Genomic DNA, 26,985 nt, shown 5'->3' with positions numbered 1-26,985 from the left:
GGGTGTACAAAAACAAGCGGCGCGCTCAAGTAAGAAATTGGAGGAATATGCAATGAGTCAAGTAGATGAAATTACCAGAGAATCCTGGATTCTGGGAGCTTTTCCGGAATGGGGAACCTGGCTGAATGAGGAAATTGATCAGGAGGTCGTAGAAAAAGGCACCTTCGCCATGTGGTGGATTGGCTGTACCGGCTTATGGATCAAGACAGAGAACAATACGAATATTTCCATCGACCTGTGGTTTGGAAATGGAAAACGAACGAAGAAAAACAAAGAGATGGCGAAATTCCATCAGATGCGCAATATGACCGGAGGAAGAATGACACAGCCAAATCTGCGTGCTGCGCCAATCGTATATGATCCCTTCGCTGTAACACAGGTGGATGCTGTTTTATCCACACATTATCATAACGATCATATCGATCCATTCTATGCAGCAGCGGTATTGAAAAACTGCGATGCTGCCGTACCGTTTATCGGTCCGCAAAAGAGTGTGGAAAAATGGCTGAGCTACGGCGTACCAAAAGAGCGCTGTCAGGTTGTGAAGCCGGGAGATGTGGTGAAAATCAAGGATACGGAAATCATCGTTGTGGACAGCTTCGATCGTACCTGTCTGGTTACCAATGATGAGGATGTACGCGGTAAGTGTCCAACCGATATGGATGAAAAAGCTGTTAACTATATCATAAAGACACCAGCCGGAAGTGTTTATCACAGCGGAGATTCTCATTACTCCACCTATTATGCAAAGCATGGCAAGGACTATGATATTGATGTCGCATTAGGCTCCTATGGGGAGAATCCGGCAGGAAATCAGGACAAAATGACAAGTGTGGATATCCTGCGTATGGCGGAAGCACTGAACTGCAAGGTCGTTATTCCATTCCATTACGATGTCTGGACAAACTTCAAGGCAGACCCGCAGGAAATCAATCTGCTGTATGAATACAAAAAGGATGTTCTGGACTATAAATTTCATCCGTTTATCTGGGATGTCGGTGGAAAATATGTGTGGCCGACAGATCAGAACAAGCGCCAGTTCCATTACCGCAGAGGCTTTGAGGACTGCTTTACAGATGAACCGAATGTTCCATTCCGTTCCATATTATAGGAGGTAAAACGCATGCTGAAGGAAATTCTTGAGAAAGGCTATTATTCCTTTGAACAGCACTTTGATGACTGGCAGGAGGCGATCCGTGCCAGTTATCGTACGCTGCTGGAAGCGGGAGTCGTAGAAGATATCTATGTGCAGGCAGTGATTGACTGTGTAAATAAATACGGTCCCTATATTGTCATCGTACCAGATATCGCCATGCCGCATTCCACAGAAGGGGCAGCGGGGTGCCATGGCACTGCCATCTCCTTTATGAAGGTGGAAGAGCCTGTGGATTTTGATAAACAGGATCCTGACAAAAAAGCTCGGCTGTTTTTCTCCCTGGCCGCTGTCGATCATGAGCAGCACTTGCATAATATTCAGGAGCTCATGGATGCCTTGATGAACGAGGAGCTCGTCAATGCATTACTGGAAGCGCATACAGTCGAGGAACTGCAGCAGGCAGCACAAACATACGAAGCATAAACCAATATAAAGAGAGGGAAAACTTTATGGACTTTTTAATGAGTATCTGGAGTTTCTTCGCAACAAATATTCTGACACAGCCGGCGTATTTCATCGGGCTCATGGTTCTGGTCGGATATCTGCTGCTTAAGAAACCGTTATATGAAGCATTCGCAGGGTTTATCAAGGCAACCGTCGGGTATATGATTCTGGCAGTCGGCTCCGGTGGATTGGTCAATAACTTCCGTCCGATTCTGGTCGGATTGAAGGACCGTTTTAATCTGGATGCGATGGTCATTGACCCGTATTTCGGACAAAATGCAGTTACAGCAGGGCTTGGGGAACGCTTTGGCAGAACCTTTTCACAGGTCATGCTGCTGTTGCTGATTGCGTTTATTATGAATTTACTGCTTGTTCGTTTAAAGAAATGGACAAAAATGCGCGCTGTATTCACGACGGGGCATGTACAGATGCAGCAGGCTTCCACCGCATTCTGGCTGATTCTGTTCTGCTTTCCAAAGCTTGGGGATACACCAATTCTGATCCTCATGGGTCTGATTCTGGGATTGTACTGGGCAGTCGGCTCCAATCTTACCGTTGAAATCACGCAGGAGCTGACCGAGGGCGGCGGCTTCGCCATCGCTCACCAGCAGATGTTCGGTATCGCAATCTTTGCGAAGCTGGCAGATAAGCTGAAGGGAAAATCCACGAAGCGTCTGGATGATCTGAAATTCCCGGGCTTCCTGTCCATCTTCAATGAAAATATGGTGGCAACCTCTATTCTGATGTTCCTGTTCTTCGGAGCGATTCTACTCGTGCTCGGCAAGGATTATCTGGTCAGCATGGAGTTCATGAAGGCCGCTGATAACTTCTTCTTCTACATTATGACAACAGCATTGAACTTCGCTGTTTATCTGGCAATCCTGCAGCTTGGTGTACGTACCTTTGTTACTGAGCTGACAAATTCCTTCCAGGGTATTTCCAACACCTTCCTGCCTGGTGCTGTTCCGGGCATCGACTGTGCAGCGGTATTCGGCTTTGGAAGCGCCAATGCAGTTACGGTTGGCTTCCTGATGGGGGCGCTTGGTCAGTTCCTTGCCATCATGATTCTGCTGCTGATGAAGAGTCCGACACTGGTTATCGCAGGGTTTGTACCGGTCTTCTTTGACAATGCGGTAATCGCAATCTATGCGGATAATCGAGGCGGTATCAAGGCAGCTATGCTGTTCCCGTTTATCTCCGGTCTGATTCAGGTATTCGGCTCAGCTCTGATTGCCGGAGGTGTCGGTCTTGCGGCATATGGCGGTTATCTGGGAATGTTTGACTGGGCAACCGTATGGCCGTTATTCACCGTCATTATGAAATTCCTTGGATACTTCGGTGTCGCAATCGTTGTATTGATTCTGCTTGCAATTCCACAGCTTCAATATCGCAAGCATCCGGATACGTATTTCCTGATTACAGAGGATTATGATGAATATCTGGAAAAAATGAAAGAAAAAGAAGCGCAAAAGGCGTAAAATAGAAGTGACATAATCATAAAGGAGAGATAACAATGGCTGGAAAACTGAAACTGCTGGTCTGCTGTGGAAATGGTGCAGGCACAAGTATGATGATTAAATTAAACGTCGAAAAGGTAACGAAGAAGATGGGGCTGGGCATCCAGGAAATCCGTCACTGTGCGGTATCTGAAGGAAAATCTGCCGCAAGCCAGTATGATATCGTTCTATGCTCCAAAAACTTTGTAAGCATGTTTGCGGATGCGGAAAAACGAGGCACAAAAATTGTTGGACTGAAAAATGTAATGTCCGCAAAAGAGATTGAAGAAGGGCTGGCAGCCGCTATAAATAAGTAAAAAAGAGTAAGCTGCCCAGTGCAGCTTTTCTTATACGAAAAATTCGTGAATCTAACGAAAAACCTATAGAATTAACGATAAAACGTTCTATAAGAACATACAGAAATGAGGGCTTTGACAATGAAAATTACAAAGAGAAAACTGGATGAAATACGGCGCTGTTACTGTGCTGCCAGCATCCATATGAAGCATGAGAATCACCTGATCTATGCCAGTGAGGACCCGGATGTAATGTGTGAAATGTTTTCGGGAAAGAACTTTAAGCATAAGGAAACCATCTGGAAAAAGGCCGGTGGCTGCATGTCCATTATTCCGATTCCCAATCGGGAGGGGGAGTTTCTTGCAGTGCAGGAATTTTACCTCAAGGTATCCCCATCCCTTTCCAAGATCGTGTGGGGAAAATATACAGAGGGCGGCTTTGTTATAAAGGATGTATTGCAGCTGCCGTATATTCACCGCTTTGATATCTATCATAAAAACGGTGTGAATTATTTTATCGGTGCCACCATAGCGACTGCAAAGCAGAACAAGGAGGACTGGAGTGTTCCCGGACGCATCTATGTCGGTGAGCTGCCTGAGGATTTGAACGAGGGTATACAGATTGAGGTCCTGATGGATGGGCTGTATCGCAATCACGGCTATTATCGGGATGCACAGCATACCTGCGGGTATTTCGGAAGTGATCAGGGAATCGTTAAGGTCACACCGCCTGCGCACAGAGGCGGACAGTGGCAGGTGGAATACGTGCTGAGCGGTACCATTGGTGAGATTGCTGTGCTGGATATTGATGGGGACGGTAATCAGGAGATTATGACGATTGAGCCGTTTCATGGTACAGAAATCCACATTTACAAGAAGCTGGAGGGAAGCTATCAGCGGGTATATACGTATGAGAATGAGATTGACTTTGCCCATACGCTGGTGGGAGGCACCCTGCGGGGCGTACCGACCTTTTTGGCAGGTGTGCGTCGAAAGGATGCGGAGCTGTTCTATGTGCAGTATAAGGACGGTGCCTTTGTGATGAAAGTAATCGATCGTGGCGTGGGTCCGGCTAATCTGTGTCTGGTTAATGAAGAGAACCGTGATCTGATCATTGCCGCCAATCATACGGCGAATGAGGCAGCGGTCTATATCGTAGAGGACTAGGAGGTATACGATGCTGGAAGAACTGAAAAAGAGGGTACTGGAGGCAAATCTGCTGCTTCCCAAGCATGGACTGATTACCTTTACGTGGGGAAATGTATCGGGAATCGACCGTGAGCAGGGCATGATTGCGATCAAGCCAAGTGGTGTGGAGTATGATGACATGAGTGCTGAGGATATCGTTTTATGTGATTTGGAAGGAAATGTGGTGGAGGGAAAGCTAAAGCCAAGCAGTGATCTGATGACACATCTTGCGTTTTATAAGAACTTCCCAGATATCGGAGGAGCTGTGCATACGCATTCACGCTGGGCTACGGCATTTGCACAGGCAGGTAAAGCGATCCCTGCGCTGGGAACGACACAGGCGGATTATTTTTATGGAGATATCCCCTGTACAAGACAAATGAGTGAGGCGGAAATCCATGGAGAATATGAGCTGGAAACCGGACATGTAATCGTGGAGACCTTCAAGCAGAAAAATATTGATCCAAACAGTATGCCAGGGGTGCTGGTACACAGCCATGGACCGTTCAGCTGGGGAAAGAATCCGTTTGAGGCAGTGCACAATGCCGTTGTGATGGAGGAGTGCGCCGCTATGGCGTTTGTGAGTGTGATGCTGCAAAATGGAAGTGCTCAGCCGATGCAGCAGGTATTGCTGGATAAGCACTTCAAGCGCAAGCATGGTCCCAATGCCTACTATGGACAGGGGAGCTCCTCATGAGAGCATATGAGCTGGGACAGTATGAGAAATCTATGCCAAACACCCTGTCATGGAAGGAAAAACTGCAGCTATGCAGAGAATTCGGCTTTGATTATCTTGAAATGAGTGTTGACGAGAGCGACGAAAAGCTTGCACGGCTGCAATATACCAAGGAAGAGCGTGAGGCTATTGTGCGGGCCATGGTGGAAACCGGTGTGCGGATTCATTCCATGTGTCTGAGTGGACACCGTAAGTATCCTCTGGGACACCCGGATGAACATATACAAAAAAAGGCTCTTCAAATCATGGAGGCTGCTGTACAGCTGGCAGACGATTTGGGAATCCGTATCATACAGTTGGCAGGCTATGATGTATACTATGAAGAGGGCAACGAACAGACAAAGCAGAATTTCATCCGCAACCTGAGACATTGTGTGGAGCTGGCAGCGAAAAAGGGAATCCTGCTGGGCTTTGAGACGATGGAAACACCGTTTATGGATACGGTGGAAAAAAGCATGCACTATGTTCAACAGGCTGCTTCTCCTTATCTTGGCGTATATCCGGATATGGGAAATTTGAAAAATGCGAGTCTGCTTTACGGGAAGGATGTAAACGAAGATATCCGGACGGGAAAGGGTCATATTGTGGCGGCACATTTAAAGGAAACTATTCCCGGTCATTATCGTGAAATACCGTTTGGCAGTGGTCATACGGAGTTTGTGGAAAACATAAGAGAGCTGAAGCAGCAGGGTGTACGGATGTTTGTAGGGGAATTTTGGTACACGGGAAATTCAGATTGGCAAAAGGTATGCACGCATGCCTCTGCCTTCCTGCGTGATAAGCTGGATCAGGTCTTTGTATGAGCAGCTTTGCAGATCTTCGGCTGATTGTTGCCGATTTGGATGGCACACTGCTGGATGATGAAAAGCAGTTGGATGCCGGAATCGTTGATGTGATAAAGGAATTGGAGAAACGCGATATCATGTTCACACTGGCAAGCGGGCGCAATATTCATATTATGCAGCCATATCTGAAGGAGCTGTCCCTGCAGCTTCCCTTTATCGCAAATAATGGGGCGAATATGTTTCAGGGAGATGCCTGTATCTATGAGAAAAGCATGGAATCTGAAGAGCTGGCATTTGCTTTTCAGCAGCTGCAGCAACAGGATATTCCATGTATTGCTTACACAGACGATGTTGTTTTTACAACCTCACTGCAGGATGCGCGGCTCCAGTTCTTTCTGAACCGGCTGCGTGGAAAAACAAGGATGAAGCAGGCAGTCGATTATCGGGATATGCTGGGGCATGCTATCTTCAAGGTGGTTATGGTCGCAAAGGATGCGAATGTGATGGAGCCTGTTTTGCATACGATCAATGCGCATTGTGAAAGCCTGCATGCTGTACGCAGTGAGGATGATGTTTACACGATCACGCACGTGGATGCGACCAAGGGAAAGACACTGGTGCGGCTGATGGAGCTGCTGCAAGTACAGCCAAAGCAGACGATGGTGTTTGGCGATAACTTCAATGACGCGACTATGTTTTCTGAATCCGGTATTTGCGTATGCATGGAAAACGGTCAGCCTGAGGTAAAGGAAAAGGCAGATTATATCGCAAAGGCGAATACCGAGCAGGGAGTCAGCCGGTTTTTGAAGGAATATGTGTTAAGGTAGAGAAGTATTAAATCTGATATGTTTAAAAAGGTTCGCAGGATGAACTGATTATCGTGCGAACCTTTTTGTGTCTTAACAATTGTGATGGTTCAGGGATTATGCTCATGAGAATGTATTATTCTTCTTTATATGAATATCTTGAACGCGAAAAAGGTATTTGTATCACAAGCGTGTATGAGGATATTGAGGTTGGCTATGCACATGCTCTATCAGCAGTGAATTACAGGTCGTGAGAGCACACGGCATTGCTGCTGAGAACAAGGACTTCTCTGGATCAGAATGGAAAACCTGTAGAATATGTTCGCTCCTATTACCGTGCAGAAAAATATAAATACGCACGCACGTTTGGTAAAGCATAAATATAAAAAGCACATATTTCTATGTGAATCTTTGTGAAATTTCAAAAATATCTTCTGTTCTGCAACAAAGTGTGTTATGATGGGGTTGCTTAAATTCAAGGCTAACGCGATACTTAGGGATGAACAATAAGTATCGCTTTTTCATGCCTGATAGAAAGAAGAGAACATGAAATTTCACACATTACATATAACAGAGCCTATTTTAAAGGCTATTAAAGAACAGGGATATGTTGATCCCACACCAATTCAGGAACAGGCGATACCCTACGCTTTGCAGGGTCGTGACATTCTCGGCTGTGCACAGACCGGTACCGGGAAAACAGCAGCATTTTCCATTCCGACGATTCAACTGCTGAAAACGCATCATAAACAAAGCATCCGCTCCCTGATCGTAACTCCGACCAGAGAGCTTGCCATTCAGATCCAGGAAAACATCACGGCGTATGCCCAATATACAACAATACGCAGTGCCGTCATCTTTGGTGGTGTACCGCAGAAGCCGCAAGAACGTATTTTGAAGGCCGGAGTGGATATTCTGGTCGCAACACCCGGTCGATTGAATGATCTGATTCAACAGGGCATAATTGACATCAGCCATATTGAAATCTTCATTCTGGATGAAGCAGACCGCATGCTGGATATGGGATTTCTTCCGGATGTAAAACGGATCATCGCAAAGCTGCCCAAAAAGAAGCAGACATTGTTTTTCAGTGCTACCATGCCTTCAGAAATTCGTAAGCTTGCGCAGTCCTTATTGCATGAGCCTGTCAGCATTGAGGTGACACCAGCATCAACTACAGTGGAGAAGATTGATCAGAGCTTATATTATGTGGATAAAGCAAACAAAAAACGCCTGCTGTTAAAGCTTTTACAGAAGAACCGTGTACAAAATGCACTTGTATTCACAAGAACGAAAAGCAATGCGAATCGCCTTGCAAAGTATCTGAATGAAAACGGCGTAACGAGTGGTGTAATCCATGGGAATAAGTCACAGAATGCGCGACAGCAGGCACTGCTGCAATTCAAGGAAGGAAAAAGTAGGGTACTGGTTGCTACAGACATCGCCGCAAGAGGGATTGATGTGCAGGAGCTGAGCCATGTATTTAACTTCGATATTCCCAATGAAGCTGAAGTATATGTACATCGCATCGGACGTACCGGTAGAGCTGGCAGACAGGGCTGTGCCATTGCTTTCTCTGACTGCAATGAGGCAGAGTATGTAAAAAGCATTGAAAAGCTGATTCGTATGCACATACCGGTTGTGGAGGATCGTGAGTTTCCAATGCGTAATCTGGAGCCTGCAGCATCTGTACAGTCGCAAAATAGAAGAAGGCAGAAATCCGCAGCGAAGCCTTCCGCATCCAATCGAAGCGAGAACCGCAGTGCTGCAGGGAAGCCGCAAACATCGGCAGCTGCACCAAAACGGAACAACCGCAGACGCAGACCGCAGTCACAAAAGCAGCCGGTACATCCGGCATAAATATAAAGAGAGCCATCGAATAATCTGGTTAAATCAGTTTATTCGATGGCTTTTATCGATTTATTTAAGAATCATAGCGTGTCATCCAGCTTCCCTTACGATAATATAGGAACAGCCATAAGGCACTGGCAATCCATGTCAGCGGCCACCCCATAAAGACAACACCGATATCGTGAAACAACGGTACACTGGTTAGAATCCACGCCATACGCAGCCCGCACCAGCATGTGACCATGACGATCATAGGAACAGTCGTAATACCTGCACCACGAATGATACCGTTAAAGGCATGGGATATTGCCAGGAAGATATAGCCCGGTGCAAGTACATGCATCATATACAGTCCATAATTGATAACTGTCGGATCACTGGAGAAAATCGCAAGAACATTAGGGCCTAAAATCAGCAGCAGGGCAGAAATGCAGACAATCGTTATGACACTCATGAGAATGCCGGTCTTTGCTCCCTGCTTTACGCGGTCATATTTTTTCGCCCCCATATTCTGACCGGTAAACGTGGTCAGTGCCATGGAATAGCTCATAACCGGTAGTATGGCAAAGCCGTCGATCTTGGTATAGGAGCCGCAGCCTGCCATAGCCAGAGAACCGAAGGCGTTGATGTTGCTTTGTACGATAACATTGGAAAAGGAAACGATGGCATTCTGTAAACCGCTGGGAAGGCCCAGTCGGACAATTTCATAAAGCATATGCTTGTGAAAACGAATATGTTTCAGCTTTACCTGGTATTCTTCCTTGGTACGCATAAGCAGAAGCATGGTTAATACAGCACTGATCGTCTGCGCGATCAGCGTGGCCCATCCAACTCCGGCAATTCCCATGTGAAAGACAATGACGAACAGCATATCCAGAATAATGTTGGTGACGGAAGACACGATTAGAAAGTACAGTGGATTTCTGGAATCGCCTACCGCTCGCAGGATACCGCTTCCCATGTTATAAACCATCACAGACAAAATGCCCAGAAAATAAATACGCAGATACAGTACGGAGCTTTCCATGACATCACTTGGTGTTCCTACCCATTGCAATACATAAGGCGAAATAAGTACGCCAATCAGCGTCATAACAAGGCCTGCCGCAAAGGTCAGTGCCAGCGAGGTGTGCACAGCGATGTGCAGCTCTTCTTTTTTTCTTGCGCCGAAATAGCGGGAGATGATAACACCGGCTCCGACCGCAAGTCCCATGAAAAAGCTGACCAGCAAATTGATGACAGGTGCACTGGAGCCAACAGCCGCAAGTGCCTGTGCTCCGATATAATTCCCCACAACAACGGAATCCACTGCATTATACAGCTGCTGAAACAGATTGCCCAGCAGCAGTGGTATGGAAAACAGCAGAATTTCCTTCCAGATGACTCCCTCAGTCATCAAACCTCTGTTTTTTGACTTCTCTTTATTCATTCTACTACCCCTTTGATATTTGTATCTTATTATACGCCTGTTTGGTTCAGAGGTAAATGTTTAAAAATTGAAAAGAATCGGTTGTTCAAAGCTGGCGCAAACAGGATTGTACGAGAAAGGTATTCCCCGGGAAATGGATACATAACCCATGAAAGTATACTTTTCCATAATTTTTCATAGAAAAAACATTGTAATTTTACGGTGTATTTGTTATCGTATAAATGCTCACGCAATCGGATTCATATGATATACTATAATAGGACAGGAAAGAGGTCATAAACATGGAAAATAATGAAATACTGGACCTGCTGGAACAGGAATACCTGCAGGAATACAGAAAAATACAAAATCGACTTCTTAAAAAAATAAGAGAGAGCAGCTATCTGAATGTGGAGCTGCATGACATCGCGAATCAACTGTATACTGCACAACTGCGGAGCCTGCAGCCACAGGCTATTTACAATGGGGATGAAGCTGCGTTTATCAATGGAATCGTGCGCAGCGTCCCGGAGCCGCTGCTGTTAAAGAACAAAAAAAGCAAGGCCGGAAACCGTGCGGTGATATGTATTCTGGTTGCTGTAATCATTATGATCAGCTTTTATGCAATCAGCCGCAGTGTGGCGATCGATGACCAACGTAAGGCAATGGGCTATCTGCAGGAATCCAGCAATTATCGTACAATGCAGCAGGAAATAAAGGAAGAGGCTGTGTATACCTTCCAGCTGAAGGATGTGTCCTCTAATGAGGGACAGAAGGTATATGAGAGTGAGGGAAATACGATCTATCTTTCGGATGTTGAGGAAGAGACCGATGCCTATCTGATCTATTTTGAAGCAAGCGGGGAATTCAGCACACAGGGAGGAAGTATTGTCTCTGTTGTGTCCCATGATATAGAGAAAAAGCATAAGGCTTATGAGCTGGAGGGAAGTGTGAATGTTCTGCTGGATGACGGTTCCCAGGAGCTTCCGTGGATGTATCTGAGCGTTAATAAAACGAAGAATAAGGACGAATATGGCTTCCGTTTGAGTAAATCACTGGTTGCAGGACGCTCGAGTGTAAAGCTACAGCTAAAGGATTTAGTGAAAACTACATGGACACACAAATAGTGTGTCTTTTTAGATTGTGGTGATAAATAAAATTATAAGAAAAGTCATGTAATCACTGTTATGAATATCAGTGTTATACATGACTTCTTTAATATCTTAAGGCATCGTATAAGCAAACGGATTCTTTTAGGTAACGTTTTGCTTAGAATACCAAATATAAAATAAGAATAAATAATGCTAATACGCCTAAAACAAATAAACCCGTTGCATAGCTTCTTGCATTATCATATAGCTGTTTGTTGAATTCTTCATTTTTCTTATTCAAATTTTTTAAACGCTTTCTTTCTTCATCAGTCATAATGATATCCTCCATATGAAATCGTGCTAATTGGGTGAAATTCTGTGTTTATACTGCAGTGCTGCCAAGCGTTTATCCTTAATTTAATTTTAATAGAATATGTATCTATCTACAATACATAAGGAAAAAAAGCCAGAATAATGGAAAACTTTACATATAAATCATTCAACATAGACAATGCTCTTCCTGCAAGTAGATGAAAAACAGGAACTGCGGAATGAATGTGTTACTATTATCCCTGTATCTTTTACATCCGTTATCAAAGCAGCACTTTACGATTTTATTTGCACATTCAGGCGTAATTGTTAATCTGTTCTTAATGTGAAAGCAATCTTATAATGTGGATGTAAGCGATACCGAAAATAAGAAAGGAGAATCCTGTATGAGATTATATTCCATAATGAAAGACTTTCTGACAATGAAGGAATACCTGCCCATGGAATATTTCATGAAGCGATATGATGTATCCAGAAGAACGATACAGAATGACCTGTCATATCTGATACAGATTTCTTCAAGAAACGGGTATCAGCTGCACATGCGCAGAGGGAACGGATATCTGCTTGAAGTAATCAATGACCGTCTGCTGGATGAATTCATGAAATCGCTCGAGCATGAAACGATGTTTGATATGAAGGATCGTGTCAAGAACATGATGGCGTATCTGACATTGCAGGAAAGCTATGTTTCCATGGATCGTATGGCAGAGCAGTTCCAAATTAGCCGCACCTCAGTAAAAAAGGATTTGCAGGAGGTGGAAAATCAGCTGCAGGTCCATCATTTACAGCTGGAAAAGAAAAGCCATTACGGCATCCGCATCCGTGGAGATACTCAGCATATCAGAAAGCTGATGAGCGAGCTGTATTTTGATGGGAATACCTTTATCACACAGGAGCTGGAAAAGGAGGAAGCTTCCTTTACCCGGATTCATGAGGTACTGGTACACAGCATTGAGCGGGAGCATCTCAACATCAATTACAATGAGTTGAAAAACGTTATCGTCTGGCTGAAGGTTACGCTGTATCTGGCGCAGATCCAAGCAGAGGAACGATATCATCCAACCGCGCGTAAGGACGCCTGTGAACGGGTTGGAGCTGAGGTCATACAGACCGTGGAAGGCTTATTCACCTATGGCATATCAAAAAAGACCTATCAGCAGTTTCTTGAGGTGCTGCGGATCAATATCCGGCAGATGGTGCCGGTCAGCTCCTTCAGTGTAAGCCTGCGTGCCGACATCAACCAGTTCCTGCAGGAATGCGATGAGGTATATGGAACAGAATTCAGTGAGGATGAAGTGTTTAAAACTTCACTGCTTACCCATGTATCCCTATTGATCGACCGATTGCATCAGAAAATATCGTATAAGAATAATCTGATCAGTGAAATTTGTATTCGCTATCCGATGGTTTTCAACATTGCCATACGCTTTGCGGATATGCTGAAAGAAAAATATGATGTGGAAGCGACACACGATGAGGTCGGCTTTGTTGCGACACATTTTGCGGCGCACATGGAAAAGGAACGGGAGCTGCGTATCCGGCGGTTTAACCGCATCGGTGTCGTCTGTTCCACCGGTGGAGGCAGTGCGTACCTGATCAAGCTGCAGATAGAATCGCTGTTTGTCAAGGCAGAGGTGGAAACCTTCAGCTTTCTTCAGCTGGAGGAGCTGGAAGCGTTTCAGCCGGATTTGATTTTTACCATCGTTCCTTTAAACCGGGAGTTCAGTGCTCCGATTATCTATATCAAGGAGCTGCTGGATGATCAGGATCTGATTCGTATTCGACAGGTGCTGCAGTTTGATAACTGCGATTCCCTGAGCATTGCGGATGTGGATTCCTATATGTATTCCCTGTTCAGTCGTGATTTCTTTCAGATCAGTGAGGAAACGGACTATCTGCGTCTGCTGAAGCAGATGGCGGATCAGCTGGAAACCTGCGGCTATGGCGGTGCGCATTATGCGGATTACGTCATGGAACGTGAGTCCTATATGAGTACCGTATACGCACATGGGGTTGCTATACCGCATCCGATTCAAATCCTTGCGGAAAAGAATATGATATCGGTCTGTATTTTGCATAAGCCGATACTGTATGAGGGCAAAGAGGTGCGCATTATCTTTATGATATCACTGACAAGAAGCAGCTATGAGATGCACAAGGATATCACCCGAAAGCTGTATCAGCTCATGAAGGATGAAAAGCGGCTGGAACAGGTGTTAAGCAGCAGGACACTGGAGGAGCTGTTGATTGTTATGAAGGAACTGGATGGAGGAAGTCTATGAAAGAAGATTTACTGGTACGCCTGTCCAATGCGGATGCGGTTGCTTCCAAAGAGGGGGAGGTACGTACCATATTGAAAGAGGAATTATCCGCATACAGTGATGAAATTACGTACGATACACTGGGCAGTATATCCTTTCACAAAAAGGGAACAGCAGAAAAACCGCTGAAAATCATGTTTTGCGCCCACATGGATGAAGTCGGCTTTCTTGTGCGGCATATATCGGATATCGGCTTTGTATATCTGATTGCACTGGGTGGCGTTCAGCAGAAAAGCATGGAAATGCAGAAGGTCAGAATTACGACGGCTTCGGGATCAAAGGTATCCGGTATTCTGAACATTACAACGGATGAGAATCACCGTGTCAAAGAGCTGTATGTGGATCTTGGCTGTGACAGCCGGGAGGAGGTCGCGGCACTTGGCGTGGAAATTGGCAATATGGTCTGCTTCGACAGCCATGCACATCCGTTCAATCAGGATCATGTATATGCCGGCAAGGCGATGGATGATCGAAGCGGCTGCTATGTGCTGGCTCAGGTGATGAAGCGTATCCATGAGCTGTCATTGGAAAATGAGATCATCCTGTGTGCAACCAGCAGTGAAGAGGTTGGTGTGCGCGGAGGGAAAACAGCAGTATATAAGGAAGAACCGGATCTTGTATTCGCACTCGATGTGGCGAATCATCCGGAGCTGTCAAGAAACTATACCAATCACCGCAGGCTGGGAAAGGGCTGCATGCTGGTGCATTACGATAAAACACTGGCACCGAATGAAAAGCTGCTGGCGTTTGTCAAAGAAACTGCACAGACACATGATATCCCTTATCAATGTGATATGTTCAGCGGTGGAGGTACCGACGCCGGCAATGCCGGAATCAGCCGCAGCGGCACACTTGCTATGGTCATCGGAATACCGCTACGCTACTGCCATGGCTCTTGGAGTCTGGTGGATACACGGGATCTGGATCATACGATAGAGCTGGTTGTACAGCTGGCGAAAGCATTAACGAAAGAGAGAATGGAAGTATTTACTGCATATTGATGAGGAGGAGACGAAATGAATCAGTTGGAACAGGAAATCGTAGGTATGATTTCTGCTGCCGGAGATAGTAAGGCAAAAGCATTTGAGGCTTTAAAAATGGTGAAGGATAGCCGTTATGATGAGGCACGCGAGTTGCTTGCTCAGGCGAGAAAGATAGATCTGGAGGCTCACAAAATCCAGACAAAGCTCATCACTGCAGAAATGAGTGACAGTGATGAGAAACCGGAAATCGGGTTGTTGATGGTTCATGCGCAGGACCATTATATGACTTCTCAATTAGCGAGAGATCTGATTGAGGAAATGATAAATGTATTTGAGGCAAAGGAGGGTAAATAACATGAAAATCGTATTGTGCTGTGCAGGAGGCTTCTCCACAACCATGCTGATGGACAGCATGAAGAAAACTGTGAAGGACAGTGCCAAGCTGAATATCGATGATTTCCAATTCACTGCTATACCGGTAGATTTACTGCAGAGTGAAGTGGAAGGCATGGATGTGCTTGTCATCGGACCGCAGATTGCACACAAAATCGACTACATCAAGCCGATTATCGATCCACACCATATTCCTTATGTTATCGTAGACAAAGATACATATGGAAAAATGGATGGAGCCACGGTTATGAAAATGGCATTGATCGCAAGAAAAAAAGCAGATATGCAGAAATAATTCTGAGGGGAATTATAAAAAAGAAAGCGAGAGTGGAAACATGTTTGATAAATTTGAGGCATTTATGAATAAATATTTGACTCCGATCGCCAATAAGATGGATAAACAGGTGCATCTGAGCGCAATTAAGAAAGCGATGGTAGCGATGACACCGCTGCTGATTATCGGAAGCTTCTGTCTGATTCCGGAAGCAATTCCGAATATGATCGGTACAGAGAATCCAATATCGCAGTGGATCACAGCAAATCTGGACATTATTTATATTCCGTTCAATGTCGGAATGAGTCTGATGTCCTTGTATGTGACGGCTATTATCGCCTACCATTTGGCAAATTCCTATAAGCTGGATGTTCCCGGCTGCATGAGTATGGGGATTATTGCCTTCTTGATGATGGCGGTTGAGTATACGGAGGACGGTGGGATATCCGGAACCTATCTGGGGACCAAGGGCCTGTTTGCTGCTATGTTTGCGACCATTATTGCGGTGGAGCTGTATCGCTGGTGTATTAAAAAGCATTTTACCATTAAAATGCCGGAGTCAGTACCTGATTTTGTATCACGCTCCTTTGAAATGATTCCGATTTCTGTTATCGTCATCGGATTCTTCCTGATTATCCGCGTTGTATGTGTGAACGTATTTGAAACCATACCGCCGATGATCTTCACCAATCTGTTGGCACCGCTGGTAGGCTCCATGGATAACCCGCTGGCATTCACCTTCCTGCAGATGATGAGCTGTCTGCTGTTCTTCTTCGGTATTCATCCATCCGTACTTAGTCCGATCACCAGCCCGATCTCCACACAGTTTCTGGCTGACAATATCGCCAACTACAAGGCACATCTGCCGCTGGAGCATTTCTATACCGGTGGAGCGATCTCTGCCTTCGCAAACTTCACAGGAACCGGTGTCACCTTCGGACTGGTATTCTGGTGCATCTTCTCAAAGGCGGCGGCACAGAAGAAAATCGGCCGTGTTGCTTTGATTCCTGCATTGTTCGGTATCAATGAACCGATTCTGTTTGGAGCGCCAATCGTATTGAATCCGCTGTTCTTTATCCCTTATGTCATCGGTGGGGCAATTCTTGGAACCTTCCCGCACTGGCTGATGGATATGGGACTGCTGAATATGCCGGTCTTCAATCCACCGTATGTCGGTGTCTTCCTGGAGGGCTATCTGGTCAATCTGGACTGGAGAACCATCGTCGTTAATGCCATACAGATGCTAGGCTCCATCGCTCTGTGGTATCCGTTCTTCAAGCTGTACGAGAAACGTGAGCTGGAGAATGAAAAGGCTGTGGAAGCACAGAAGAGTGCTATCTCCGCAGAGGATGAAGCATTGCTGAACGATCTGGATCTGGATTTCTAAAGGCAACCTAGGATAAGGCAGGCGCAGGTCTGCCTTATTTAACAAATAGAGGAAAGGGGTGCTGTGCAATGGCGAAGCGCTTAGGAAAGCTGCAAGCATTTCTGCAAAAGCAGAAGTTGGATGCATTGCTGATCAAAAGTAAAACAATGAAAAAGTATATGGACACACTGACAGGAAGCGGTTGTCAGATTCTACTTATGAGAGATCAGGGTTACCTGATTGTCGATGGACGTTACCTGATTGAGGCAAATGAGCGGGAGCATGACTTACAAATCGTCCAACATATGCCGCATACCGGTGGGAACGGCTATCTTGGCGTTGTTGAAGAGCTGCTGCACAAGCATGCCTGTACGAGCATGGGGGTGGAGAGCTCGCAGCAACTGGTGAAGGAATATTGGCGCATGGAGGCTCTCGGTGTCAATATTCGTTTGCTGGATGAGGAAATTCATATGCTTCGTATCTGCAAGGATGAAGAGGAACAGCGTCTTATGCAGGAGGCAGTGGATATCACGGATGATATTTATCAAAGCGTCATTCATCATCTGCATATCGGTATGAGTGAATATGAAATATCTGCATTGCTGCAGTATTATGCGATATCCGCCGGAGCTACACAGATGTCCTTTGAAACAATCGTGGGAACCGGGGAGCGCAGTGCCCTGCCGCATGGACGCCCGACAGGAAGGAAAATCCGTGCGCATGAGCCAATTTTAATGGACTTCGGTATTCAGTATAAAAATTATCAGTCTGATATGACAAGAGTCTGCTTTATTGGAAAGCCAAAGCCGGAAATTGCAAGTATTTATCATATCGTCCTGGAAGCACAGCTCGCAGGTATCCAAGCGATGAAACAGGGGGCAGTGGCAAACGAGGTGGACAACGCTGCACGTTCAATTATAGCCCGTAAAGGCTATGGGGAATATTTTACACACGGTCTGGGCCATGGTCTTGGAATTGGCGATGGCTGTGAATATCCGATTCTGAACGAAACAAGTACTGTTGTTTTACAAAACGGTATGATGATGTCCTGTGAACCGGGAATCTATCTGCCGGGAATCGGTGGTATTCGCATAGAGGATGATGTGGTAATCAGAGATGGCATCGGTGTAGTGATGAATAGGACGAGCAAGGAGCTTTTGATTCTGAAGGAGGATGCAGCACATGAAGTATGATTTTGATGAAGTGATCGAGCGCAGAGGCACCTATTGTACACAATGGGATTATATCGAAGACCGTTTTGGGGAGAAAGACCTGCTTCCGTTTTCTATTTCCGATACGGACTTTCGGATTCCCAAGCCGATCAGCGATACGATTCAAAAGGTGGCACAGCACGAAATCTACGGCTATACACGCTGGAATCATCACGATTTCAAGGGGAGCATCACCGGATATTTTCAACGGCGCTTTCAATGCCGTATGGAGGAGGACTGGATTTTGTACAGTCCCAGTGTCATGTATTCCGTTTCTCTTCTAATCCGGCTGTTATCCAAACCAAAGGATCGTATTCTGAGCTTTAACCCTATGTATGATTCCTTCTTCACGGTTATTGAGGATCAGGATCGCATTCTCATCAGCAATGATCTGGTACAGGGGGACTGTGATTTTGAAATTGACTTTGATAAATTTGAAGAGGATATAAAGGACTGCTCCATATTCCTGTTATGCTCTCCGCATAATCCAACCGGACGTCTTTGGAGTCGCAGGGAGCTGCAAAAAATGGTGTCGATCTGCAAGGCGCATGGAACGGCCATCATATCGGATGAAATTCATATGGATATGCAGCTGAGGGGAAGACATACTCCGATTCTTGAGTATATCGGGGAATATGACAGATTGTTTCTGGTCAGCTCCTGCAGTAAGACCTTAAATGTTCCCGGTTTGATTGGCTCCTATGCAGTGATTGCGGATCAGATGGTACGGGATGAATTTCTGTATCAAACAAGAAAGCGTGATTTCCTGAATTCTGCAAGTATTTTCGGAATGTATGCGACCATGGTCGGCTATACGAGGTGTGATGATTATGTCGATCAGCTGTGCGACTATATACGCGGCAATATGGAGCTGGTGGAGCAGTTTGTGAAGGAGCATTTCCCGGATATGCGCTTTGCTATGCCACAGGCGACATATCTTGCATGGATCGATGTAAGAGCTGTGCCGTTTTCAAGCGAGGAGCTGCAGGAAGCGTTGGTGCATATCGGAAAGGTCGCAATCATGAAGGGGGAAACCTACGGCAACAATGGGAAGGGCTATCTGCGTATGAACTGTGGATGTCCAAGAGCGAAGCTTCTGGAGGGATTACAGCGCATGAAGAAGGCGGTGGATGCCCTGTATGAAGAAAAGAGGTAGGAAAATGCAGCTGAATATGACAGGAATATATGAAAAGCTATATGCGATTACCGATCATACACCGAGTGATGTTGATACACCGAAACGATTCGGCGCTTATATCGTAGACTGGGTAGTCGGCGGTATGTTTACCGGGCTGCCGGCTGTGCTGCTATACAGCGGATTGACGAAAAAACAGGATATGTTTGGTGGTCTGTATGTTTTTGAATCACTTGGATATGCACGAGGCTGGGCCTTACTGGCCGGGGCACTCTGTATGTTGTTTGCGCTGTTTTATTTTGTATATGTTCCCTGGCGCATTTGGCCGGGGCAGACACTGGGGAAGCACATTGCCGGTTATCGTATAGAAAAAACAGATGGTGAAGCAGTGGATTTGATCACACTGCTGAAACGGCAGGTTATCGGTGGCTTCCTGCTGGAGGGGGCAGCATTTGTCGCATCGAACTACATCCGTCAGCTGGTAACCCTGTCCTTGAGCTACTATGTAGATTATTACTGGCAGATTGCAGGGATGTTACTGACAGCACTTTCTCTCATTCTTGTTGTTAAGACAGATTCACATCGCTCGCTTCACGACTATCTTGCGAAAACCAGAGTGACTTGTGTTGAAAAACAGAAAGAATGAGTATTCTTCTATCTGATACATAATGAATAGGTAACAACGTGTAAAATAAGCCAGGGCAGACAGTATTAGGAACGGCAAACAAGCTGTATGAAAAAGGAAAGCATGATTCTGTTATTCATCAGAAGTGCTTTCCTTTCTTGTGCTATAAAGTGAGGTTACAGGCTGTCTGCTTATCCACATGTCACATTGTAGAAGATACCGCCAAGCTCCGGCAGCTGCTTCAATTCGTCTTTTACCTTTCTCAGAATGATTTTCTCATCCTCATCAGATGCACAGTCGAATACCATCTGTAGTCCCTTCTTGCCCTGATAGGTAAGTGGTAGCTCCATGGACAGGACTGCCTGTTTAATTTCTTCACACTTGGTAACTGATCCAATCAGCAGTTTCATCAAATCCCTTCTTTCTTTTCTCTAGTATAGCATTCAGAACCGGGATGTAACGGGCTTTTATTTTCATATTGTGATGCAAATAAAAGCTTATATGCTATGAAGGATAAAAACGTTGCAGGAGTTTCATTTACTTCTTATATGTGCGGAATCATAACATTCAGAAAAAGAGCTGAGATGATACAGCTCTTTAAAATTATTGTGGGCATTGCTGTTTAGGATAAATGTAGAGAGTGCAGAATGGTAGGTCGTATGTCTTCTTCAACATCCAGCATATTCATCGCATCCACCGCACTGACATCGATTTTCTGCATCAGTTTTCTTACATAGAGTAGCGTTGCTTCCACTCTGCCTTCCGCCTTTCCTTCCCTTTTACCTTCAGCTTTTCCCTGTAACAAGCCTTTTCTAAGTCCTTTTTCCAGTCCTTTTTCCAGTCCTTGTTCCAGCCCCTGCTCCAAGCCTTTTTCTATACCTCTTTGTTCAATGAAATCACTAAAGTTGCACATCGTCATGACCTCCTTATCTATCTCCTTCTCCATTAGTATACCATACGTCTTCTGTAATTGTTCCTTTTTATCCACTACTGCGAGATTTTTTATAAACAAAATCTTTAATAGCTCCAGCAGCCTCTGCTTGTTCTCATCCTCCTGCTCCACCGCATTCGGAATATCCTGTGCTTTTCGTACGCCTTCTTTTTTCGGATACACCATGACTGCTGTGATCAAATCATAGTCCTCCTTTGCGGCATGCCATATCTTTGTTTCGCATGTTTCCTGTATCTTATAGGTATTGATGACATCGTTCTTTTGATTGCTGTGACCGATACAGATCCATATGGAACAGACCTTTTTGATTTTACCATAATCGGAATGCTGAAATCCATCTCTGGGATGCTTCTGTCTTGCCATCAATCTACTGCAATAGTACAAAGCACGCTTGATCAGAGGATAGCCGGGGTTATCCTCCGCCTGGCTTTCCAGGTTGATGATCAAGCGAAGCCTATTTTCCGAGGATGTATTCTTATCCGGAGTCATCTGCTTTGATGGTATCACTGCTTCAAACTGAATATCGTATTTGATCTGGGCTCCCGGTATGGCCTCATCCGTAACCTCTATCTGCTTATCATCAATATGTTCGTACTCCGCTGTATTCTTTATGGAAGACATTTCGATATAGGACGGTATATCCTCCAGTGGAATGTCTGCATATTCCGGAATACAGCCTTTCATAACATAGGCGAGTATCTGCTTATTTGATAACAGCTTTTTACAGTACATGTCATATGCCTTTTTATCATCATAACAACTAATCATAGCTGCTGTTTCTGTATTTGTATTCATGATCATATCCTTTCTTTCTGCTATTGTTATCTGTACTACAGGGATATGATCTGGTGGAGCTCTTATGTTGCTGTTGCTTTCATCAGCATATAGAAGTACCTGCTGTTTTGTTTCATACGCTGTAATGCATGCAACAAAAACAAGGCAGTCCTTACCGCCGACAAGCGGTATTTAGCTGCAGCGTGTTACACAGGGATGGGAAAAAATAACTTAATTTGTTAAAAGCATAAGAAAAAACGCTTCTAGCAAGCGGTTGAGCTACGGAAAGGCCGGGGCTTTAGCGGATGAATACCATGTGAATGGATTGTATTATGTATATAGTTTCTCATAGACCAACCTCTCCTTTTTTTGTATCTACAGTGTAGCATATATCCTCTCGGAAATACAGAAAAAATCGAAAAACCAGAGTATGAAAAAATATTTCTCATTTCAGCGTTGGGATCATGTATTTGCTCTATATATTGTATAACGAATATGATACGTCCTGTATGATGATACAGCTTCGTTTTTACTCTCCATACCGTTTGCTTTTAAGGGATTAAGAAAATTTAGGTGTTTAAAAAAAGAATCCGTATATATGAATGCGATTGCTTCCTGATTATGCGATTGATAGGTTGATAGTATCAGGAATATGATTACGAATAAATCATTATTAAGGAAGAATAACAAGATAAAGCGCAGGAAACGTACAATCCCTCTCTTATCTGAAAATGTCTTACTGCTCTGAACTTCTGGAAAAAGTCAAATTATCACTTTACTTTCACCATTTCCCCATGATATAATCAGTAAACGGGTAGAAATCTCTACTCCCCGCTCTATACATAACGGATATAGGGCCTAAAGACCACGAGGAGGTGTACAGAATGAAAAAATACGAAATCATGTACATCGTGAACGCATCCCTGGATGATGCAGCACGCACTAAACTGATGGACAGTTTCCACAAGATTATTACTGACCACGAGGGTACTATCGATAAGGTAGACGAATGGGGCGTGAAAGAGTTCGCGTATGAAATCAATCACATGAAAAAAGGCTACTATGTTGTAGTAAATGCAACTGCCAACAACGAAGGAATTCACGAATTCGAGCGTCTGGCACGTATCAACCACAGCATCGTACGTTATATGATTATCAAAACTCAGGACGAAGAGTAAGACTTAGGAGGATGGACATATGATCAATAGAGTCGTATTAGTCGGTCGTTTAACGAAAGATCCTGTCTTGCGTAAGACTGCAAATGGTGCATCTGTTGTTTCTTTTACTGTAGCATGTACCCGCCGTTTCAAGCAGGAGGGACAGCCGGATGCTGATTTTATCAACACGGTTGCCTGGAATAAAACTGCGGATATCGTAGCACAGTATACACATAAAGGTTCACTGGTCGGCGTGGAAGGAAGAATCCAGACACGCAGCTATGATGATCAGAGTGGTAAACGCGTTTATGTAACAGAAGTTGTCGCAGACAGTGTACAGTTTCTGGAAAGCAAAAGCGCTGCTGCAAGCAATGCGAACAGCAATGCCTATGTACCTGACTATGAGCAGGGAAGCAATCAGGGCTACCAGAGTGACAACAGCAGCTCCCAGTCCTACTCCAATGACTTTACAAGCAGCGATACACTGGATATCGCAAGTGATGATTTACCATTTTAATGGTAGAAAGGAGATTTTCTATGGCATTCAAAAAACAGCGTATGGGACGTAAAAAAGTATGTTACTTTACGAAAAATAAAATTGAAAGCATCGACTACAAGGATATTGAATTATTAAAAAGATTCATTTCTGCAAACGGAAAAATCATTCCAAGACGTGTAACAGGTACACGTGCAAAATATCAGCGTATGCTGGCTACTGCAATCAAGCGTGCACGCCAGATGGCTTTACTGCCTTACGTAAGCGAATAATATCGCAATTTCACTCCATCTGTCGCAGGATGGAGTTTTTTCATAGCTGTATCCCTGCACAGGGCTGCAGGAGCATTGCTGAGGCACAGCAGAGAAAGGAAGCAGAGGGTATGAACAATCAGACACGCAAGATAACAGAAGGGGCGATGATGTGCGCCATTGTCGGACTGCTTCTGTTTATCAACCGGCAGCTTGGCAATATGCTGGAATATTTTATGTATTGGGTATTGACCTTCCCCATTCTTGTCTATACGGCAAAATACGGAGTGCGCAATGCACTGGTTCCCTCTGTCAGCATGCTGCTGCTTTCCTTCATGATCAGCTCACCTACAACGATTTTCTATCTCTTTAGCTGCATCGTTGTGGGACTTGTATATGGTGGCGGGGTGAGAAAAGGCTGGAAGAACGGTACGCTGCTTGTTTTCAGCGGTATCTTCACATTCTTTTCCTATCTGGTCACAACCGTTTTGCTTGCGGCTGTATTCGGGTATGATCCGGCAGAGGATATCGAGCTGGTGAAAACCATACTGGAGCTTATGAACATCCATACCGGAATCGATCTCATGAAAACCGTAACGATCATCGTTGTTTTGGTGGCTGTTCTCATGAGCGTACTGCAGACGATGTGCATCCATATGATCGGCAACATCCTGCTTTCCCGGCTGCATATCAGGGTACGCCCGATGAACAATATTCTCAGTATTCGCGCTCCGAAATGGAACGGATGGCTGATTCTTGTCATTTGGGTTCTATTTTACAGTAGAAATGTGCTAAAATTAAACCAGGAAGCTTCGACTATACTGCTGGGGGCCTACCTTGTCTGCAAGGTCTATGCAATCGCCTGCGGAGCGATGTGCCTTATGGGACTGTTGGTGCTGCTGCGTAAGCGCGCACTGGTGTTTCTGTTGATGATTGCTGTGTTTGTGCCCTATGTACAGGATGTGATTGCCGTAATCGGCATTGCGGATATCCTGTTTCTGCTGAGAGATAAAATGAAACGAGGTGTCATAAATGGATCGTTTGGAAAATTTTAAGGTTCAAATCGCGATTATTCTGATTGCGGAAGCTGCTGCATTATTTGTCCTGTATATGGCCGGGATTCCGGGTCTTCAGATTCTACCCATGACGATTCTGTTGATTTTGAATATCCTTGTCATTGTATGGATCGTATTAAAGTATGAGCGTGATAAGGAACAGCGTGATATTGATATCTCCCATATTCTGGGACATGACGCCAAGGATGCCCTGTCCTTTGGTGAGGTCGGTATCATCACGTACGATGAGCAATACAATGCGACATGGATCAATGAGTTTCTGGAGGAGCGTGCTGTTAATGTTGTCGGGAAAAAGCTGACCAGCTGGATTCCGGAGATTACAGATCTTTTCAACGGTTCTGTGGACGAGCTGACGGCAAGTGATCCGAATGGGGAATATGTTTATGAGATTGCCCGTAAGGAAAACGGACAGGTGCTGTTTGTACGGGATATCACCAAGCTGGAAACCATAACAGAGCGGTTTAAGAAGGACAGTGTCGTTGCCGGATTGCTGCAGCTGGATAATTATATGGAAATTCAGCAGTATGAGGATGAAGGAACCATGGCTACCATCAATACGCAGCTGCGTCAGCCGCTGGTGGAATGGGCAGGACGCTATGGGATGTTTATCCGGCGTCTGCGCTCCGATCGTTTTCTTGTCATTTTGAATGAGGCGATTTTTGAACAGGTTGTACAGGATAAATTTGACATTCTGAACACAATACGTAAAAATGCTGAGGATATCGATGTATCCATAACCCTGAGTATGTCGTTTGCCCGTGGTACGGATGATTTCCGCCTGCTGGATACGATGGTGAATGATCTGCTGGAGCTGGCACAGAGCCGGGGCGGTGATCAGGCAGCCGTCAAGAGATATGGCGAGAGCGTGAAGTATTTCGGAGGAAACAGTGAGGCCCGGGAAAAACGTAGCAAGGTACGTGTCCGTGTGATGTCACAGGCGATTAAGGAAGCCATCATGGAAGCGAACCGGGTGTTTGTGATCGGGCATCAGAATATGGATTTTGACTGTATGGGAAGTGCCCTGTGCATGTCACGGCTGGCTGCTGCCTATGGGAAGGAAGTCTATGTCGTATCGGATAGCGGCGGTATTGAGCCGCAGCTAAAAGAAGCTATGAAGCTGTATATGGACAAGCTGGAGGGCCGGCACCGGTTTATCAGTGATCCGGATGCCAGTAAAATGATTGAAAACGATGATCTTCTGATTGCCGTCGATCATCACAATCCGAAACAGACGGGGGCGCCGCTGACACTGGCAGAGGCAAACCGCATCGTGGTTATTGATCATCACCGCAGAAGTGAGGACTTCATCGGGAATCCACTGCTGGTGTACGTGGAATCCAGTGCAAGCTCTGTATGCGAGCTGGCAACTGAATTCCTGCCATATCAAAACAATAAGGTAAATCTGAGTGAGGAAGAGGCAACGCTGATGTATGTCGGTATTCTAGTGGACACCAACCGCTTTAAAACAAGAACGGGAAGCCGTACGTTTGAAGCTGCTGCCTATCTGAAAAATCTGGGTGTGGATCCCATTACGGCAGAGAATCTTCTGAAAGAGGATTTTGATGATTTTGAAGCAAAAACAGAGGTTATGAAATATGCTAAGCAATATGCGGACGGCATTCTGATCGCCGCAGTAGATAACAACCATGTGATCAATCGAACGCTGATGTCTCAGGTGGCAGACAGTCTGTTGAATATCAAGGATATGGAGGCAAGCTTTGTCATCGGCAATATCGAGGATGGCAGAGTGGCGGTTTCTGCCCGCAGTAAGGGGAAAATCAACGTACAGATTATTATGGAGAACATGCACGGCGGCGGACATTTCACGATGGCTGCCTTGCAAAGAGAACAAACGACGGTGAAGGCCGTACAGCAAGAACTGAAACAGATGATAGATGCCTATCTGGAAGAAAACGAGGAGGACGACGAAGATGAAAGTGATACTGCTAAGTGATGTGAAAAAGCTGGGTAAGAAAGGGGATATCGTAGAGGTCAGTGACGGCTACGGAAGAAACTTTCTACTGAATAAAAACCTGGCAGTAATGGCAACAAAGAAAAGCATGGAGATTCTGGATGAACAGAACCTGCAGCATGATCTGGAAGAAAAACAGAAGGAAGCGGATGCGGAGGACTTGAAGAAGCAGCTTGCGAAAATCACACTGGAATTCCATGTGAAAACAGGGGAAGGCGGACGTGTGTTCGGCAGTGTTTCCACAAAGCAGATCGTGGCACAGCTGCATGAAAAATACGGCATTCATGTGGACAAGAGAAAGGTCATCGACAACGATGCCATCACCTCTCTTGGCTATACGGATGTCAAGGTGGATCTTTACAGAAATAAGGTAATCGGAACCATTCGTGTTCATGTGAATGGATAGGAG

Annotated in this window: 28 protein-coding genes; 24 read left to right on the top strand and 4 right to left on the bottom strand. The window is 45.2% G+C overall.

The window, feature by feature from the left end; genetic code table 11:
* Positions 1-52: 52 nt before the first annotated feature.
* The 9 genes from ulaG to NE665_RS07955 all read left to right on the top strand — a co-directional run bounded on the left by ulaG (position 53) and on the right by NE665_RS07955 (position 8,767).
* Positions 53-1,111: an L-ascorbate 6-phosphate lactonase gene (gene ulaG, locus NE665_RS07995; protein ID WP_118654607.1), complete on the top strand. Its 1,059-nt coding sequence runs from the start codon at positions 53-55 to the stop codon at positions 1,109-1,111.
* Between the two features lie 12 nt (positions 1,112-1,123).
* Positions 1,124-1,579 carry a PTS sugar transporter subunit IIA gene (locus NE665_RS07990; protein WP_118654608.1) on the top strand — a complete coding sequence of 152 codons (456 nt, stop codon included), beginning with the start codon at positions 1,124-1,126 and terminating at the stop codon, positions 1,577-1,579.
* Positions 1,580-1,605: 26 nt separating this feature from the next.
* Entirely contained in the window at positions 1,606-3,078 is a 1,473-nt protein-coding gene (locus NE665_RS07985; protein ID WP_118654609.1) for a PTS ascorbate transporter subunit IIC, read from the top strand.
* Positions 3,079-3,113: 35 nt separating this feature from the next.
* Positions 3,114-3,413, top strand: a complete 300-nt coding sequence (locus NE665_RS07980; RefSeq protein ID WP_118654610.1) for a PTS sugar transporter subunit IIB — start codon at positions 3,114-3,116, stop codon at positions 3,411-3,413.
* A gap of 120 nt (positions 3,414-3,533) precedes the next feature.
* Positions 3,534-4,559: a hypothetical protein gene (locus NE665_RS07975; protein ID WP_178760106.1), complete on the top strand. Its 1,026-nt coding sequence runs from the start codon at positions 3,534-3,536 to the stop codon at positions 4,557-4,559.
* A 10-nt stretch (positions 4,560-4,569) separates the two neighbouring features.
* Positions 4,570-5,277 carry an L-ribulose-5-phosphate 4-epimerase gene (gene araD / locus NE665_RS07970; protein ID WP_118654612.1) on the top strand — a complete coding sequence of 236 codons (708 nt, stop codon included), beginning with the start codon at positions 4,570-4,572 and terminating at the stop codon, positions 5,275-5,277.
* Positions 5,274-6,119: an L-ribulose-5-phosphate 3-epimerase gene (locus NE665_RS07965; RefSeq protein WP_118654613.1), complete on the top strand. Its 846-nt coding sequence runs from the start codon at positions 5,274-5,276 to the stop codon at positions 6,117-6,119. The genes araD and NE665_RS07965 overlap by 4 nt, the downstream gene beginning before the upstream one ends.
* Complete coding sequence (locus NE665_RS07960) at positions 6,116-6,928, top strand: Cof-type HAD-IIB family hydrolase (protein WP_118654614.1); 813 nt, start codon at positions 6,116-6,118, stop codon at positions 6,926-6,928. Before NE665_RS07965 ends, NE665_RS07960 begins: the two co-directional genes overlap by 4 nt.
* Before the next feature lie 525 nt (positions 6,929-7,453).
* Entirely contained in the window at positions 7,454-8,767 is a 1,314-nt protein-coding gene (locus NE665_RS07955; protein WP_178759790.1) for a DEAD/DEAH box helicase, read from the top strand.
* A 64-nt stretch (positions 8,768-8,831) separates the two neighbouring features.
* On the opposite strand, the gene NE665_RS07950 is transcribed toward NE665_RS07955, so the two are convergent.
* Entirely contained in the window at positions 8,832-10,187 is a 1,356-nt protein-coding gene (locus NE665_RS07950; protein WP_117442519.1) for an MATE family efflux transporter, read from the bottom strand.
* Positions 10,188-10,468: 281 nt separating this feature from the next.
* Between NE665_RS07950 and NE665_RS07945 the strand changes: the two genes are divergently transcribed.
* Positions 10,469-11,293 (top strand): hypothetical protein, encoded by an 825-nt coding sequence (locus NE665_RS07945; protein WP_117442520.1) that lies wholly within the window; start codon positions 10,469-10,471, stop codon positions 11,291-11,293.
* A gap of 142 nt (positions 11,294-11,435) precedes the next feature.
* Here NE665_RS07945 and NE665_RS07940 read toward each other — a convergent pair whose 3' ends face one another.
* Entirely contained in the window at positions 11,436-11,591 is a 156-nt protein-coding gene (locus NE665_RS07940; RefSeq protein ID WP_178759787.1) for a hypothetical protein, read from the bottom strand.
* A gap of 382 nt (positions 11,592-11,973) precedes the next feature.
* On the opposite strand from NE665_RS07940, the gene NE665_RS07935 reads away from it, so the two are divergent.
* The 8 genes from NE665_RS07935 (at position 11,974) to NE665_RS07900 (ending at position 19,919) form a co-directional block, all read left to right on the top strand.
* On the top strand, positions 11,974-13,872 hold the full coding sequence (locus tag NE665_RS07935; RefSeq protein ID WP_233104759.1) for a PTS sugar transporter subunit IIA: 1,899 nt from the start codon (positions 11,974-11,976) through the stop codon (positions 13,870-13,872).
* Complete coding sequence (gene ypdE, locus NE665_RS07930; protein ID WP_117442522.1) at positions 13,869-14,912, top strand: aminopeptidase; 1,044 nt, start codon at positions 13,869-13,871, stop codon at positions 14,910-14,912. Before NE665_RS07935 ends, ypdE begins: the two co-directional genes overlap by 4 nt.
* A 15-nt stretch (positions 14,913-14,927) precedes the next feature.
* Positions 14,928-15,248, top strand: coding sequence for a PTS lactose/cellobiose transporter subunit IIA (locus NE665_RS07925; RefSeq protein ID WP_117442523.1), 321 nt, complete (start codon positions 14,928-14,930; stop codon positions 15,246-15,248).
* Position 15,249: 1 nt separating this feature from the next.
* Positions 15,250-15,582, top strand: coding sequence for a PTS sugar transporter subunit IIB (locus tag NE665_RS07920; protein ID WP_117442524.1), 333 nt, complete (start codon positions 15,250-15,252; stop codon positions 15,580-15,582).
* Positions 15,583-15,622: 40 nt separating this feature from the next.
* Positions 15,623-16,948 (top strand): PTS transporter subunit EIIC, encoded by a 1,326-nt coding sequence (locus tag NE665_RS07915; RefSeq protein ID WP_008818443.1) that lies wholly within the window; start codon positions 15,623-15,625, stop codon positions 16,946-16,948.
* A gap of 68 nt (positions 16,949-17,016) precedes the next feature.
* Positions 17,017-18,120: a Xaa-Pro peptidase family protein gene (locus NE665_RS07910; RefSeq protein ID WP_117442525.1), complete on the top strand. Its 1,104-nt coding sequence runs from the start codon at positions 17,017-17,019 to the stop codon at positions 18,118-18,120.
* A complete protein-coding gene (locus NE665_RS07905) occupies positions 18,110-19,294 on the top strand; it encodes a PatB family C-S lyase (RefSeq protein WP_118654615.1) in 1,185 nt (394 codons plus the stop codon). The genes NE665_RS07910 and NE665_RS07905 overlap by 11 nt, the downstream gene beginning before the upstream one ends.
* 4 nt (positions 19,295-19,298) lie before the next feature.
* On the top strand, positions 19,299-19,919 hold the full coding sequence (locus NE665_RS07900) for an RDD family protein (protein ID WP_117442527.1): 621 nt from the start codon (positions 19,299-19,301) through the stop codon (positions 19,917-19,919).
* Positions 19,920-20,089: 170 nt separating this feature from the next.
* On the opposite strand, the gene NE665_RS07895 is transcribed toward NE665_RS07900, so the two are convergent.
* Together NE665_RS07895 and NE665_RS07890 are read right to left on the bottom strand one after the other, a co-directional pair.
* On the bottom strand, positions 20,090-20,308 hold the full coding sequence (locus tag NE665_RS07895) for a hypothetical protein (protein ID WP_117442528.1): 219 nt from the start codon (positions 20,306-20,308) through the stop codon (positions 20,090-20,092).
* Positions 20,309-20,520: 212 nt separating this feature from the next.
* Positions 20,521-21,651 (bottom strand): hypothetical protein, encoded by a 1,131-nt coding sequence (locus tag NE665_RS07890; RefSeq protein ID WP_347285922.1) that lies wholly within the window; start codon positions 21,649-21,651, stop codon positions 20,521-20,523.
* 857 nt (positions 21,652-22,508) lie between these two features.
* On the opposite strand from NE665_RS07890, the gene rpsF reads away from it, so the two are divergent.
* The 6 genes from rpsF to rplI all read left to right on the top strand — a co-directional run bounded on the left by rpsF (position 22,509) and on the right by rplI (position 26,982).
* Positions 22,509-22,802, top strand: coding sequence for a 30S ribosomal protein S6 (rpsF, locus tag NE665_RS07885; protein WP_002607226.1), 294 nt, complete (start codon positions 22,509-22,511; stop codon positions 22,800-22,802).
* A 22-nt stretch (positions 22,803-22,824) separates the two neighbouring features.
* A complete protein-coding gene (locus tag NE665_RS07880) occupies positions 22,825-23,298 on the top strand; it encodes a single-stranded DNA-binding protein (RefSeq protein ID WP_347285923.1) in 474 nt (157 codons plus the stop codon).
* 20 nt (positions 23,299-23,318) lie between these two features.
* Positions 23,319-23,549, top strand: a complete 231-nt coding sequence (rpsR, locus tag NE665_RS07875) for a 30S ribosomal protein S18 (protein ID WP_002607228.1) — start codon at positions 23,319-23,321, stop codon at positions 23,547-23,549.
* Between the two features lie 110 nt (positions 23,550-23,659).
* On the top strand, positions 23,660-24,583 hold the full coding sequence (locus tag NE665_RS07870; RefSeq protein WP_117442586.1) for a DUF2232 domain-containing protein: 924 nt from the start codon (positions 23,660-23,662) through the stop codon (positions 24,581-24,583).
* Positions 24,561-26,558 carry a DHH family phosphoesterase gene (locus NE665_RS07865; protein ID WP_117442530.1) on the top strand — a complete coding sequence of 666 codons (1,998 nt, stop codon included), beginning with the start codon at positions 24,561-24,563 and terminating at the stop codon, positions 26,556-26,558. Before NE665_RS07870 ends, NE665_RS07865 begins: the two co-directional genes overlap by 23 nt.
* A complete protein-coding gene (gene rplI / locus NE665_RS07860) occupies positions 26,536-26,982 on the top strand; it encodes a 50S ribosomal protein L9 (protein ID WP_117442531.1) in 447 nt (148 codons plus the stop codon). Before NE665_RS07865 ends, rplI begins: the two co-directional genes overlap by 23 nt.
* Positions 26,983-26,985: the final 3 nt, after the last annotated feature.

The organism is Clostridium sp. DFI.1.208, assembly GCF_024463855.1.
Classification (GTDB): domain Bacteria; phylum Bacillota_I; class Bacilli_A; order Erysipelotrichales; family Erysipelotrichaceae; genus Clostridium_AQ.
This window is presented reverse-complemented; position numbering and strand designations above follow the sequence as displayed.